Source organism: Pseudoalteromonas sp. T1lg23B, assembly GCF_002964665.1.
Lineage (GTDB): Bacteria > Pseudomonadota > Gammaproteobacteria > Enterobacterales > Alteromonadaceae > Pseudoalteromonas.
This window is the reverse complement of record NZ_PQBZ01000042.1, coordinates 233748-247541: the sequence shown is the minus strand read 5'-3', so window position 1 is coordinate 247541 and position 13794 is coordinate 233748. Positions and strand designations below refer to the sequence as shown.

The following is a 13794-nucleotide window of genomic DNA, read 5'->3' as shown; positions in this document are numbered from 1 at the left end:
TTAGTTACAAGCACCTAAACGCTTCCAAACGTTGCTGAAAATGTCAGGCTGTGCAGAGCGAGACCACCATGTTGCTTCATACTTGTAGTTTTTGTATGAAACGAGGTCACCTGCATAGTACATTTTTGATGATGACCAAGCTGCTATGCCATCACATCCTTTAGGATCATCGCCCTCGATAGTAACTGTTTTGGTGACCGAGTTAGACTTGTCACCATCTTTAGCGGTCAGTGTAACTTGGTAGTTGCCTGCTGCTGCATAAGTGTGGCTAGGTGATGCTTCTGCGCTGCTCGCGCCATCACCAAATTGCCATGAATAGCTTCGCGCATCTTTAGATGTATTTGTAAACTTAACCGTTTTACCGTTTATGCTATAGCTGAAGCTTGCAATTGGGCCCGGCTGTGGGTCGCCACTACAGCCATTTTGCGCTAGGTAATCATACGCAGCTTTTGCTTGTACGATACCGTGACCATAGGATGTATCACGACCTGGGGCACCTTTATCTTTAGCTGTTGCATTGAGTACTTTACGAATATCATCGTTGGTACACTCTGGGTAGTGACTCCATACCAGCGCTGCAACACCTGATACGTGTGGTGTTGCCATTGAAGTACCGCTGATAGATTTGTAGCCGTTGTTGTTCCAAGTAGAGTTTACACCCACACCAGGAGCGGCGATTTCAACCTGATTATTATACTGAGAGAATGATGCTTTATTCTCAGAGCTATCTACTGCTGCAACGGAGACTACAGCATCGTAAGATGCAGGGTAGCTAAGGTTGCTGTTACCGCTATTACCTGCCGCTGCGATGTGCAAAACGCCGCGATTGTAGCTTTGTTGGAATGCATTGCGCTCAGCACTAGAACTGCCGCTACCACCTAAACTCATGCTGGTTACATTAGCGCCAGACGCTTCACATTGCTCGATGGCCTTGATTAGGTCTGAGCCATAAGCCCACTGACCCTGATCGTTAAATACTTTTACGATATGCAGTCCAAGTTGGCCCGATGGGTTTACGCCCACAACACCTTGACCATTGCCGCCAATTGCTGCGATCGTACCTGCCACGTGAGTCCCGTGACCATTGCCATCGTTATACCAGTTACCAGTATCATTTGAACCATGCCCATCATTACCAGTAATACCGGTACTAGGTAAGTCTGGGTGATTAAGGGTATAACCTGTATCCATGATACATACTTTACGATTACCACTCATGGTATCTGCTAGTTGGTTAGCTTGAACCATATTGATACCGTAAGGCGTTGATTCTGCCATTAAGTAGCGTTTTGGGTCCACCTCGACATTTGCAACCTGAGGGTTTGCTTTGAGTTCAGCAAGTTTCTCTGGAGTCACGTTCATAACAACAGCATTTACACTTGGCAGCGCTGTCATTGGTGTGACGTTTAATTGTTGAGCGAAGGTAGTAAGAGTTTGCTGCTTAAATCTTGCTACATCAGCTTTGGACATAAAAACAGGTGCTGTTTTTACAGCGCTGTCATTTAGTGTCACGATGACGCGTTGCTCTTCGCTAGCAGATACATGTCCTGCGCTTAAAGCTGCACCAACACAGGCTGAAAGAACGGAGAGTTTTACGCTGTTAGAAACTAATTTTTTCATTTTAAGTTACCTTTATTACATGTTGTTAACCTCTGTAAATAAAACAGGTAAATTGATCTGTGTCAACAGTGTGTTTTTTGTACGGGGGCAAGGGTGGGAACATACAAGCTACCTAAGCTCGATTATGTGCATTCGTTATTTTTAAAATTAACTATTATGTAATTTTCTATTTTGTTTATTTATAATAATTAAATAGAAATTTATTTTACTAGCGCTGTCATATTGTCAATTGTGAACGGTTTTGGGGCAGGTGAAGTGTGGACCACAGAGAAATATCGGAAATCGATTTTATCCAGCGTTTTTGTGTGAATAGCCTTGTATAGAGGCTCATACTTAGCTTCATAGACCTTAAAAATAGGCAATTCGTTGTCACCTATCACGTTAGCTGGATTATTAAAGTGATCTGCTATTTTGACCATCGCTAAGGCCCCAAGCGTTACGTGGCCACCAACGGATGTGTCTAACAGGGTATGGTGATCCTTATCCCAATTGACTCCGCCAATTCTCATCTGGTCTCGTATTGAAAGCTCTCTGGCGGCTTTTGCTGCACCTTTTGCCATAGCGTCATTGGCAGCCCAAACTAGTTTTGTTTCTGGAAAGCGCTTAAGTAATCCTTTGGTTATTCTGTAGGCTTCTTGCTGTGACCAATTGGCATCGACACGTTGTTGTAGCTTTAGATTTGGGGAGCGATTACTATGACTAAGCAACCCCTGTTCACGTTGTCGAGCCGCTACCGTTGCTTTTTCTCCCAACAATGCCAAGGTGTTTACTACGGGGTTTTTCTTTGACCTTACTATCAGGCTATCAAGTTGTTGGATCAGTAATCGGCCAGCTTGATAGTTATCAGGCACAATGCTTCCTAGAATACCAAAGCCTCTGCTCTTGAGTCTGATTTGCTCTTGTTTGGTGGGAGTGTTAAGCAAAAAAACGATTTTTTTGTGTAAGTTTTGAGAAGTTAACAAAGATTGAGTTACTACGGACTTTTCATCTACTAGTATCAAATAATGATTATCTCTGGACAATGCTTTATCCACCATTTTCTTCATATCAATATGATTACGGTTTGCGTACATCACAGTTAAATCAATATCAAGATCTTTTGCGGCGGCTTGCATAAACGCAGTGACGTTTAACCAAAAGTTTCCCGAAGGATTGTCATCAGAAAACCCTGGGTTAATAAACGTTACTTTTAGCTGGGCAGCCATGCTAGGGACGGCGAACATCAAAAAAATGCACATAAGTGCAAACTTTTTGAACACATTAACCTCATCAATCATTTAGTTAAGTAACTATTATGGCACAAAAATCTGAAATTATTTGGCCAACCTACTCAGGTTGGACCGTTAATGCTTTTTTCATCTTTCAAAGGTCACTATAATGCACGGAAATTTTTCGGAGGATTTATGCTCAAAACCCTATTATTCACATTGTTTGTTGTGTCTATGTCGTTAGCTGCTAAGCAAAGCAGTGATTTAGAAGTTACCATGAAAAATATGGGTCTTGCCTATAAAAATGCCATGAAAAGTGAGTCTCAACAGCTGCTACTTGAGAGCATAGCCGCGTTTCGAGAGCATCTATCACTAAGTCAACAGCACAATTTTGATGCAAAACTTCTGGATAAATCAAAAGAGGGCTTGAATAGGGTGGCTAAGGTATTGGAAAACAGTGAGAAATTAGCTAAAGAAGGAAAACTGGCAGAAGCCAAAGAACAGCTTAAAAAAATAGATGAACTTCGCAAGCAATATCATAAGCTTCATGAACCACCTAGTATTTGGCAATTATTATTTGGTAAATAGCAAAAATAAAGAATAAAAAATTAGTTGAAAAATTCTAATTTTTTAACAGAACCGCTTGAATGTTGCGCAACTAGTACGATCAGGGCTAGCTATTCGCTACCAGACTGTTATAAATAAGGAGCGTAATGTTTAAAAGGGAGCCGCTATGACGGAGCAGAACCAACAATTAGATAACAGCGTCATTGCGACATTGAAAAACAAAGATCACTCAGCATTGAGTGAAAGGCTTGATGCACTAGCATGTACACATACAGACATCATAGAATTATTAGCTCAATATCAAGCTTTGAGTGATCAAGATGACGATGAGCGTTTTGACGCATGGTACGATGAGCTGTGTAAGCCACAATTAGAGGTGCTAAAAGCATTTGAAGTAATGCGTGCACACTTTGAGCAGGAATACCAATAGTCTGCGGCTTAGCTTCAATATTCTTTCCAAACAGTCTGTACTTGTTAAGGGTTGTTAGCTTTGAGATATGAGGCTAGACCAGCGAGAGAGTTCATGTTTGCACTACTATTAAGGCTTTATAGTTTGGTGAATAACCACATAGGGCTGTTATTCATGAATTGCTGAAATACTATTATATTGCTACCGATAATAATTATTGCTAATAATGCTGTTTATTGACTCAAGGTTATTGGTACTATTGCGTACGTTACACAACTATATCATATGCGATGAACATCAATGCAAGTTGACCCTCATATACTCGAGCAAGTAGAAAAAAAGCTCAATAAACAAAATGCACTAAAGGCCACGTTTGCTGTGATATTTTGGTGTATCCCAATTTTAGTGACTTGGAATGTTATCTTTGAGCTTGTGCCTAGATTTTCACCCGTTATGTTGGTGATAAGCGGTGCTGCTGTAGGTTTTGTAGTGAGGTATTGTGGTGACGGCTATGGGCGAAGATTCGCCTTTATCGCATTTATAGCCCACCTATTTTTGATTGTTTTTGCTGTGAATTCAGGCATTGTTCTTTATGGAACAAACTGGGCGATGATTCTTATAGGCTTATATATTCTTGGTGCATGGTCTGCTGCATTTATTGCTCGCAGAGGTATTCCACTGCTTGAACATAAAGCTTTTTACGTGTTGATGGAGCAGCAAGCACACGAAAGTAGCTTAAAGCTTAAAAATCGCTGGTTTGTTGTATTTCCAATATTGTTGATCTTATTACCTTTAACCATGCTCGTTACCGTTTATTCGGTTTATTTCTTTAATAGTTATAGTTATCAACAAGAGGTAGTAGAAAGCTACGTGCAGTCAGTGGAGCGACACGAAGCTAAGAATATTGATGTTACTCCCAAGAGTCTTGATGCCTACTCCACAAAGGAAGCTCTTTACTACGCTTACAGCTATTATAGTGGGCAGCATATTAACGCTTTAGGAAGGTATAAGGGTGAGTTCCCACACTCTCCGTTTAAAGCTAAAACCATCCTGAATTATCTTGTAGAGCATCGACAAGACCCTCGCTCGACTTTCATTCTTGCTCGGATAAGTGAAGGAGCTAAAGTGGGGATGTTACTTAATCGTGCTTTGGAGCAAGGAGATGAATATGCCAAATTGTATTCAATTTTTGAGTTCGGCTGTTTAAGTGATAATGATAGAGCAATGCAATTATTAGAAAGCATGAAAGGGTTAGCTAAGGAACAGCCTGTCATATCGGATATTGAAGGAGCATTAGATTACGGCTTTCAGTATGTGTGTGGAGATCTGGCACGGAGTGATTTTGAATTACGCTATATTCGGGAGTACTCGCCAGCCAACAGGCTATGATTCATTATTATAAACAAAGCGAGTTTAAAATCTTGATGAGATTATCCTATGTTGATTGTTCAAGATCATCGCATACTTTCAGTGCTATAAGGGTGCGGCAATCAACAGAGTTAGCTGATTGGCTTCAGCATCCCATACGAGCACTGTGTGCGATGTGATGTTTGCAATGTCGCACATCTATTTTATCGATAAATCATACTTACACACCAATGCATCTATATAGCGCTCACGTAATGAGTGGTTGCGCTCATGTTTTACAGGGTGGCTAAAGGCTCTATTTAGTAGTTTGAGGGCTTGTAACAGAGCGGGGCGGTCTTGTGGGTTGATACTTGGGGCCGTTCGCTCTTCTGTGATCTCATCCACAATGGCGCGGCCCAATTCTATATGTACCAGCTCTTCAACCAGCCCATTTTGGCTAATCACACCGTATTTACTGCATAAATATTGCTGCCATGCACTTTGTATTTGCTCACACAGGTCGTCACTAAAACGTTCGTCTTGACAGTGAAATCCTTGTTGTTGGCATCTGTTTAAACTCTGGGTGTATTGCTGGAAGAAAAGCTCATACGCTTGTGCTGCGTTACTGACTTTATGCTTTGACAAATCTACCCCCCACTGCGCGCAGCCACGCGGGTAATAATCGGTGAACTCTTCACACTCATACAGGCCAAGAAAGGAGCTGCACTTGATTTGATTTTGAATACTGTAACTGGGTTTTGGGAACAAACCACAGTCTTGCCATTGAGCAAGTTGATCGGTGTCGATCTTTAACGCGTGGCATAATTCTTCAGTCCGATAAAAATGGGTGTTCAAGTGATTAAGTAAGCTCATATAAAATAAACTGGATGAATGTACAGTGTTTTAAATTCTGAACTAAGTCTAAAAGTTTTACAAGCTGTAAAAATGATTTTTCTGTCTATTGCTCAATAGCCTGTCACTTCAATTTATAAATAAGTATATTTTTCAGTTTCTTAAAGTTAAATGCATGGTGATTCATTCGTTTTGAACACGGTAAAAACAGAGCAGGTGGCTTCTAAGTGAAAATAAAATTACTGATTTTAGGTAATTGTTATTGAATATTGTATGCAATATATCGTATGTTTGTTGTGCATTTTACGGACAAAGCGCAGTTCGGGTGAAAGTTAGGGGCTTTCACTTGTCAAACCACGCTAATTAACGTCGCTTTACTCAGCGTCATGTCGCTAACGCGTGAGGTGCAGCAATCTGAACAATAACATCAACAATAGAGGCTTATAATGACAACCAAGTTAACCTTCAAATTATCTGCGCTTTCAATGGCAGTGATCTCTTCAGTAAGCACCATTAGCGCTAACGTTTATGCGGCAGATGACAACCTAAAAGAAGTTGAAAAGATTATGGTAACCGGCTCTAGGATCGCTCGAGCTGAGGTAGAGTCCACTTCGCCAATAACGGTTGTGAGCAAAGAGGCGCTTACTAACTTGGGCATTAGCGATGTTAGTTCAGCGCTACGCCGATTACCTGCGCTTACCGGCAATACGGCCAACAACCAAAGTAGTGCGGGGAGCAACAATATTCAAACAGCCACACTACGTGGTATTGAAGCGACCAACACTTTAGTACTACTCAATGGTCGCCGCTTAGTGGGTTCTGACGAGGATGGGCTGGTTGATTTGTCGTCAATCCCATTCGAAGCGATTTCTCAAATTGAAGTGCTCAAAGACGGTGCGTCAGCAATTTATGGTTCCGATGCTATAGCGGGGGTAATCAACATTATCACCCGCAAAAATTTTGAAGGGTTTAAAGTGACAGCACACTATGGTCGCTCATCTCGTGGTGATGCCGATGAGCGAAAAGTGGGTTTCGTGACTGGGGTCAGCACAGATAGAGCCAGTGTTATGGTCGCTGCATCAACCAGCAACAATGCGGGTTGGGAAGAAAAAGACCGCTATATGACCAAAGATGCTGATCAAACGTATCTAGGGGGCGGTAATGGGCGTTCGGGCACGGCACCAAACCCAAAATTAACTGGCTTTGGGCTCGGTGAAGGCACTTGGACTGTACCAGATGCCAGCAACCCCAGTCAGGTTATCGCGTGGGACTATGATAAAGAAGGCTACAACTATCGCGCGGCGCAATCTGGTGCAAATGATAATAAAACCACCAGTGTGTTTGTATTTGGTGAATATTCACTGGCAGACGATCTAACGTTTTTTACCGAGTTGTCGTTTCATGATGGCTTTGTACAAGGCAATCAGGCACCTCCTGGCACAGATACGGGATGGTACGGTGACAATGTAGACACGCCCAACGCATTTAAGCGTTACCCTGATGCCGATGGCAACAACTTTGGTGTTGGACCGAATCAAAAATATAACCCGTTTGGTGAGGCGGGCAACGTCAGTAAACGATTCAGCGAGTATGGTTCGCGGATCTATCAGTCGAATAATACCATTACCCGTTACACATTGGGGTTACAAGGTATGCTAGCTGATGAATATGATTGGGAAGTCTTGTTCTCTAGTCAAAGCGCTAAATTGGTCCAAGAAGGGGGCGCGCAACCGTCAATTATTCAAATTGAGCGAGCCTTATCTGATGAATGTGAAACGGCTGCGGATCCCGATTGCGTAGCACTTAATGTGTTTGGTCCTGAAGGGTCAATTACTCAAGATATGCTTGATTTCATCAATACGACCGCACCATCGCAAACCAATAAAAATGACTTATCATTCATTCAGGCAAGTATTGCTGGCCCCGTGATGCAGCTAGAAGCGGGCGAAGTGATGTTCTCGGCAGGAGCAGAATACCGAGAAGACCAGCTGTCTTTGTCTGTTGACCAAGCACAGCGTACCGCGACATTTGATGTTTCTTGGGGAGGCTCAGTTACGCCAGTAACCTCACCTGTTAGGGAGATCTCTGAGTATTATGTTGAGTTAGCAATACCTGTGTTGGAAAACTTAGATGTTGAAGCGGCGGTAAGGTACAGTGATTATAGCGATATCGATCAAACAACAACGAATCCGAAGTTTGGCATCATTTATCGTCCACTTGAGTCAGTGAAGATTCGAGGTAGCTACAGCACCGGTTTTAGAGCGCCGACAATGGCGCAGATGTATCAAGGACGTACATCATCCATCAACACCAATATGTACGACCCATGTAACCCAAACAATGATGCAAACTACTTCAATACGTCAATCGCTGGCTGTGCTGGACTTAACCCGGCGTTTAGTAAAAATGAAATCCAAAGTAACGACATTATTGGCGGAGGCAACCCGAACTTAAAACCAGAAGAAGCAGACAACATGACACTGGGTCTTGTTATGGAGCCGCTTGATGGGCTTGGGGTAACGCTAGACTATTTTGACATTGAACAATCAAACGTGGTTTTCTCAAGTTCACGCTATGTTGTTGATCAATACGTAGCGGGCAATCCTGAATTTGCCAACGCGGTGATCCGCAGCAATAATGGCACCGGTTATATTCAAACCATCTTCTCATCTTCTAACAACATTGCGGCGCGTAATCTGTCAGGTTTTGATCTAAACGTTAATTATTTACATGAAAGTAATTTCGGTACTTGGCGTTTCAATTTAGACGCGACATACATGTCAGATTTTCAGGTTCAAGACACCAGCGATACGCCATTTAGAGATGTGGTAGGCACCTACGATAGCGCCTTTGGCAGTATTCCAGAATACAAAGCTAACTTACAGTTAGACTGGGAGCAGGGCAATTATCGAGTAACATGGGATGCAGCCTATAACTCTAAGATCACCGCCGCAGAAGACGACGTGATGGACGCTACTGTGTTTCATAATATCCAGCTAGGATATTTCATTGATGCGCTACAAACAGATGTTCATTTTGGTGTGCAAAATTTATTCGACAAAGAGCCCCCGTTCTTAAAGGCGAACGGTACTTCAACCGACGACAATCTGTATTCATTTAGAGGACGATTCTATTATGTAGGATTGAGTCGTTCTTTCTAAACAAGCTCCCCGTTGTGATAAGCACTAAAGCCACAGTTTAACGCTGTGGCTTTATTTATTGTTTTGCAATACACAGGCTTAGCTGTTAATTCCACAAACTTGTTTTATGTCTAGATTTTAGTGTTTTTGCAAATTTAATCGGCTTTCCCCTCGGATCATTTCGTCATTTATGGTAAAACAGTGCGCAACTTTGAAAACACCAAGATTTGAGCACAATGCGTACGATTCAAACGATAAAACAAGCGAGCCTAATCACGGCAATTAAAACGCCTTACACTATGGGCGGAGACATAGACCTGCAAACCTATGATGCTTTGGTTGAAGCGCAAATAGCAGCAGGCGTAGATGGTATCATTGTTGGCGGTACAACTGGTGAAGGCCAGCTAATGAACTGGGAAGAGCATTTGATGCTGATTGCCCATAGCGTGAATAAGTTTTCAGATAGACTGGTTATCGTGGGTAATACCGGTAGTAATAATACTCGTGAAGCCATTAAAGCGACAGAATATGGATTCGCATCAGGGATGGATGCCGCATTACAAATAAACCCATATTATGGCCGTACTTCAGAAGAGGGCTTGAAAACTCACTTTCAGCGTGTGCTCGACATAGGTCCTGCGTTTATTTACAACGTACCAGGGCGTACTGGCCAAGATCTTACCCCTGATATTATTGAGCCACTGGCAAAACATCAAAATTTCATTGGTGTGAAAGAATGTGGCGGTAACGAGCGCATCGCACATTATGAAGCACAAGGTATTGCTTGTTGGTCAGGTAATGATGATGAAGCGCATGATAGCCGTCATATTTATCAATCTCACGGTGTAATATCGGTGACTTCAAACTTGATCCCAGGCTTATTTCGCCAGTTAATGGATAAAGAAAACAAAGAGTTGAATTCTCAGCTACAACCATTGATGCAGTGGCTGTTCTGTGAACCGAATCCTATCGCGATTAACACCGCGCTGATCATGACCGGTGCAGTTAATCCTGTATTTCGACTGCCCTATGTACCGTTAAATAGTGAGCAGCAAGCACAGGGAATCGCGCTCATCAATCAGCTTAATGAAGCGGATATAGTTGGTGGTAAAGCACAGGTGATCGACGAAACATTATTAAAGCTTTGTTAGGTCTGCACAAATAACGTATAATCTGCGGCCCTTAAGTATTGGCCGCAGGTTTTTTACCATGAACTTTAAATCTTTTAGCTTTTCACCTTTGCTGTTACAAGCATTAGACGAATTAAATTTCCATACCCTAACTCCAATACAACAAGCCGCAATCCCTGTGGTTCGCAAAGGGCATGATGTACTGGCAACCGCACAGACTGGCACCGGTAAAACCGCAGCGTTTGCTTTGCCAATTATTCAGAAACTACTTGAAAATGAAAGCGAAGGTGAGCGACAGCCGCGTGCATTGATTGTTGCACCAACACGTGAACTTGCTGAACAAATTGCACAAAATTGTAGTGCGTTTAGTCAACACACAGCATTAAAAACAGTTGCTTTGTTCGGTGGTGTGAGTGCCGATGGCCAAGCGCAATTACTTGCTCAGGGGGCTGATATTGTGGTCGCGACACCGGGTCGATTATTAGATCATATTCGCCTTGGCAATTTAAGTTTAGCTAAAGTGACGCATCTGGTGTTGGATGAAGCCGATCGTATGCTCGATATGGGTTTCATTACCGACATGCAGCAGGTGATAGATTTAGTCGACGATGAGCGTCAATTATTACTGTTCTCAGCCACTTTCCCTCCGGCAATGAAACAATTTGCGAGCCGCGTGCTACGTCATCCAAAGTACGTACAAGTATCCCCAGAGAATACTACTGCAGAGACTGTACGCCACGTAGTTTATCCTGTTGAACAAGGGCGTAAAACCGAACTTCTTTCTGAACTTATTGGTAAGAAAAACTGGCAACAGGTTCTTGTATTCGTCAATATGAAAGATGTGGCTGATGAGCTAGTGGAAGAGCTTAACCTTGATGGTATTCCAGCGATTGTTTGTCATGGCGACAAAAAGCAAGGCGCTCGTCGCAGAGCACTAAGAGAGTTCAAAGAAGGTAAATATCGTGTGTTGGTAGCCACTGAAGTGGCGGCACGAGGCATCGACATTGAAGGCCTACCTCGCGTAGTGAACTTTGATTTGCCATACCTTGCGGAAGATTATGTGCATCGTATCGGTCGTACAGGTCGTGCAGGTAATCAAGGACAGGCGATTTCATTTGTTTCTCGTGAAGAAGAGCAAGTGCTTATCCACATCGAACAGTTGATTGAGCAACAGATCAAACGTTACTACTTACCGGGCTATGAAGTTAGCAGTCGTGATACCTTGATCAAAAAGCTGACTAAAAAGCCTGCACACCAGCGTCGTCAGCCCCGTAGTAACCGCCCTAGTAATCAAGCTAGTGGTGAAGCAAGGGCTAAGAATCGAGCCCGTATTGCCAATGTACGCAAGCAAATAAAGGGTAAAAAGTTAGGTTTAGATAAATAACCTGAATTTTTTGGCTATGGCTCACTAAAAGGTGAGCCATTTGATGACTGAGCGCTTCCTAATAGCCGATATTGCTTTACCTCTAAGAGGGTACTCAAAGGTAAAGTTCATGCAGCTCGTATTACATGAAAGCACTCCGATTTTCTAAGTATTTGGCTTATGTAGGTGCTTAGCGCATCCACAATAACGCCCATCTGGTACCATTTGGTTCCAGATTATAACCACATCGACCAGAGCCAAGCGAACCAGAGCTATGTGTTCCTCTAGCTGCCCAGCAATAGCCGCTACCTGTCGCCGTCTGCCAGCCAACCACTGTACTGTTGGTAGTATAAACATCAAGGTATTCTGGTCTTACACAACCTGTAAACTCTGTTGCTTGTGGATCATATGCATTGCGGCACGTAGGCATATCACGATAACTTGGCATTTGCTCAACTCGGTCGTTTGCACCCCACGAATAACGTACTTTTTGTAGTTCTACTTCTGTTAAATTGTCAGCATAGGCATAGTTACCATCAGTACATTTTGCTGCTGCACATGATATCTGCTCGCGGGCTGCTGAAAACGGACTTAAACTACCTTGATAAAGCCATAACCTAGTTGGATTATCAGGGTTGGTTTCTGGCTCATTGCTATAATCAGTCACTCTGAGTTGTCCACCAGGGGCGGTTTTTGGGTAACTGCCAACTAATGTCCAGCCACCGTCATCTGTGGTCATATCGCAATACACAGAAATAGGTGTTCCATTTTGCGACTGAATTGAATAAACACCGTCTCCTTGACTTTGCCCAGCTTGCAGAATTTCATTACACGACTGATAAACAGCTGGAGATGAGATGTTTATCTGCCAGTCACCTTCGCCACCACTATTGCTGAACCAAGTACCTTTATAACTATCATCAATCGTCAGCTTGCCAACAAAATAATGGATTTCACCTGTATCCGGCTGAGAAAGTTCGAATTTAATCAACTTTTCGTCTGCGCTAGTAGAACCTGCCAAAACGGTGTTCTCAAGTTTGCCAATAAACAGACTTTTGCTACCACTAAGGTCATAATCTTTTGTACTTGAGCTGCTATTTATTTGCCCATCTAATAAAAAATCGAGCTCAATTGTTTGTAGAGTATTGAAATCAACTACTGTATTTGCACTTAGATTTAAGCTAATAGCTGAAAGTGTAAAAAGAAAACCTCTTTTCATTTTATTTCCTTAAAGTTATAAAAGGGGGGAGCATAATAATGAAGTAATTAATATTTCTGTCTTTAAAAAGATTATTCATGCCAAGGGTATTTTGCATTTTTCAGGATGCCAATTCAAATGATTCTTTATTTTGGCAAAAGTCGGTTCGCTATCTCTAGCATTGTGTTTTTAATTGTGTTGAGTGTTGCGTAGGATTTTTATGTTGGTTAATTTATTATATCGAAAGCGTTTTTTAAACCTAATATTAATTAAAATTAAAGGGCAATATTCAAGTAATAAAGGTCGTGACGTATTATATGTAGAACCAAACTTAACTTAAACACATTTTGTTCGTCGTCTAGTTTGCGCTTTTGTTATACAGATAATAGTGAGCGACAAAAAAGCTATGCTTTATCAAAATTCAGCGCAGCAATAATGCATCATCAATGGGTTGAAACACATCACAGCTATCAATCAGTAATTGAGCGGTCAATTTAGAAGCACCATATACTCGACTGGTTATGCCGTATTGATTACGTAAATGCGCGAGCAAAATTGCAAAGTCACCATCACCTGAGAGCAATATTACCTCATCAACTTGCTTGGCCGCTTCCATCATATCAATTGTGATCCCGACATCCCAATCGCCTTTTTTGGAACCATCGGCACGCTGTATATAAGGCTTTAGTTTTACTTGAAAACCAATAGCCCGAAGTATGTTTTGAAATTGAGTCTGCTTATCATCACCTCTATAGGTTGCATACGCATAAGCAAGCTCAATGGTGCCAAGTTGTTGGGCTTGCTTCCAAAAGGCATTGTAATCAAAGTTCCTTCCCAAAGACTGTTTGCAGGTGTAGTAGATATTTTGCACATCGACAAACAAAGCGATTTTTTTCATGTCATGACCTCAATTGTTAAGCGACCCACCTTACCTTAAATTGGTAAAAAGCAACAACTAAG

The 13794-nt window shown here is 42.2% G+C and carries 11 protein-coding genes; 6 read left to right on the top strand and 5 right to left on the bottom strand.

Annotated elements, in window-relative coordinates; genetic code table 11:
• Positions 1-1620 (bottom strand): S8 family serine peptidase, encoded by a 1620-nt coding sequence (locus C2M32_RS17665; protein WP_105169634.1) that lies wholly within the window; start codon positions 1618-1620, stop codon positions 1-3.
• A gap of 200 nt (positions 1621-1820) precedes the next feature.
• Positions 1821-2825, bottom strand: a complete 1005-nt coding sequence (locus C2M32_RS17660; protein ID WP_234401333.1) for an ABC transporter substrate-binding protein — start codon at positions 2823-2825, stop codon at positions 1821-1823.
• Positions 2826-3023: 198 nt separating this feature from the next.
• Between C2M32_RS17660 and C2M32_RS17655 the strand changes: the two genes are divergently transcribed.
• The 3 genes from C2M32_RS17655 to C2M32_RS17645 all read left to right on the top strand — a co-directional run bounded on the left by C2M32_RS17655 (position 3024) and on the right by C2M32_RS17645 (position 5193).
• The gene (locus tag C2M32_RS17655) at positions 3024-3416 is read left to right on the top strand and encodes a cytochrome b562 (protein ID WP_158678264.1); all 393 of its coding nucleotides are present in this window, start codon (positions 3024-3026) and stop codon (positions 3414-3416) included.
• Positions 3417-3561: 145 nt separating this feature from the next.
• Positions 3562-3825 (top strand): hypothetical protein, encoded by a 264-nt coding sequence (locus C2M32_RS17650; RefSeq protein WP_105169631.1) that lies wholly within the window; start codon positions 3562-3564, stop codon positions 3823-3825.
• Positions 3826-4104: 279 nt separating this feature from the next.
• Positions 4105-5193: a hypothetical protein gene (locus C2M32_RS17645; protein ID WP_105169630.1), complete on the top strand. Its 1089-nt coding sequence runs from the start codon at positions 4105-4107 to the stop codon at positions 5191-5193.
• Positions 5194-5370: 177 nt separating this feature from the next.
• On the opposite strand, the gene C2M32_RS17640 is transcribed toward C2M32_RS17645, so the two are convergent.
• Positions 5371-6024, bottom strand: coding sequence for a DUF6058 family natural product biosynthesis protein (locus C2M32_RS17640; protein WP_105169629.1), 654 nt, complete (start codon positions 6022-6024; stop codon positions 5371-5373).
• A gap of 425 nt (positions 6025-6449) precedes the next feature.
• Between C2M32_RS17640 and C2M32_RS17635 the strand changes: the two genes are divergently transcribed.
• From C2M32_RS17635 to C2M32_RS17625, 3 genes are all read left to right on the top strand, one after another.
• Entirely contained in the window at positions 6450-9164 is a 2715-nt protein-coding gene (locus C2M32_RS17635) for a TonB-dependent receptor (protein ID WP_105169628.1), read from the top strand.
• A 215-nt stretch (positions 9165-9379) separates the two neighbouring features.
• Positions 9380-10294: a 4-hydroxy-tetrahydrodipicolinate synthase gene (dapA, locus tag C2M32_RS17630; RefSeq protein WP_105169627.1), complete on the top strand. Its 915-nt coding sequence runs from the start codon at positions 9380-9382 to the stop codon at positions 10292-10294.
• 58 nt (positions 10295-10352) lie between these two features.
• Positions 10353-11657: a DEAD/DEAH box helicase gene (locus C2M32_RS17625; protein ID WP_105169626.1), complete on the top strand. Its 1305-nt coding sequence runs from the start codon at positions 10353-10355 to the stop codon at positions 11655-11657.
• A gap of 169 nt (positions 11658-11826) precedes the next feature.
• Here the strand turns inward: C2M32_RS17625 and C2M32_RS17620 are convergent, their stop codons facing one another.
• Both C2M32_RS17620 and C2M32_RS17615 read right to left on the bottom strand, forming a co-directional pair.
• The gene (locus C2M32_RS17620) at positions 11827-12855 is read right to left on the bottom strand and encodes a fibrinogen-like YCDxxxxGGGW domain-containing protein (protein ID WP_105169625.1); all 1029 of its coding nucleotides are present in this window, start codon (positions 12853-12855) and stop codon (positions 11827-11829) included.
• A gap of 400 nt (positions 12856-13255) precedes the next feature.
• The gene (locus tag C2M32_RS17615) at positions 13256-13732 is read right to left on the bottom strand and encodes a LabA-like NYN domain-containing protein (protein WP_105169624.1); all 477 of its coding nucleotides are present in this window, start codon (positions 13730-13732) and stop codon (positions 13256-13258) included.
• Between the last annotated feature and the right edge of the window lie 62 nt (positions 13733-13794).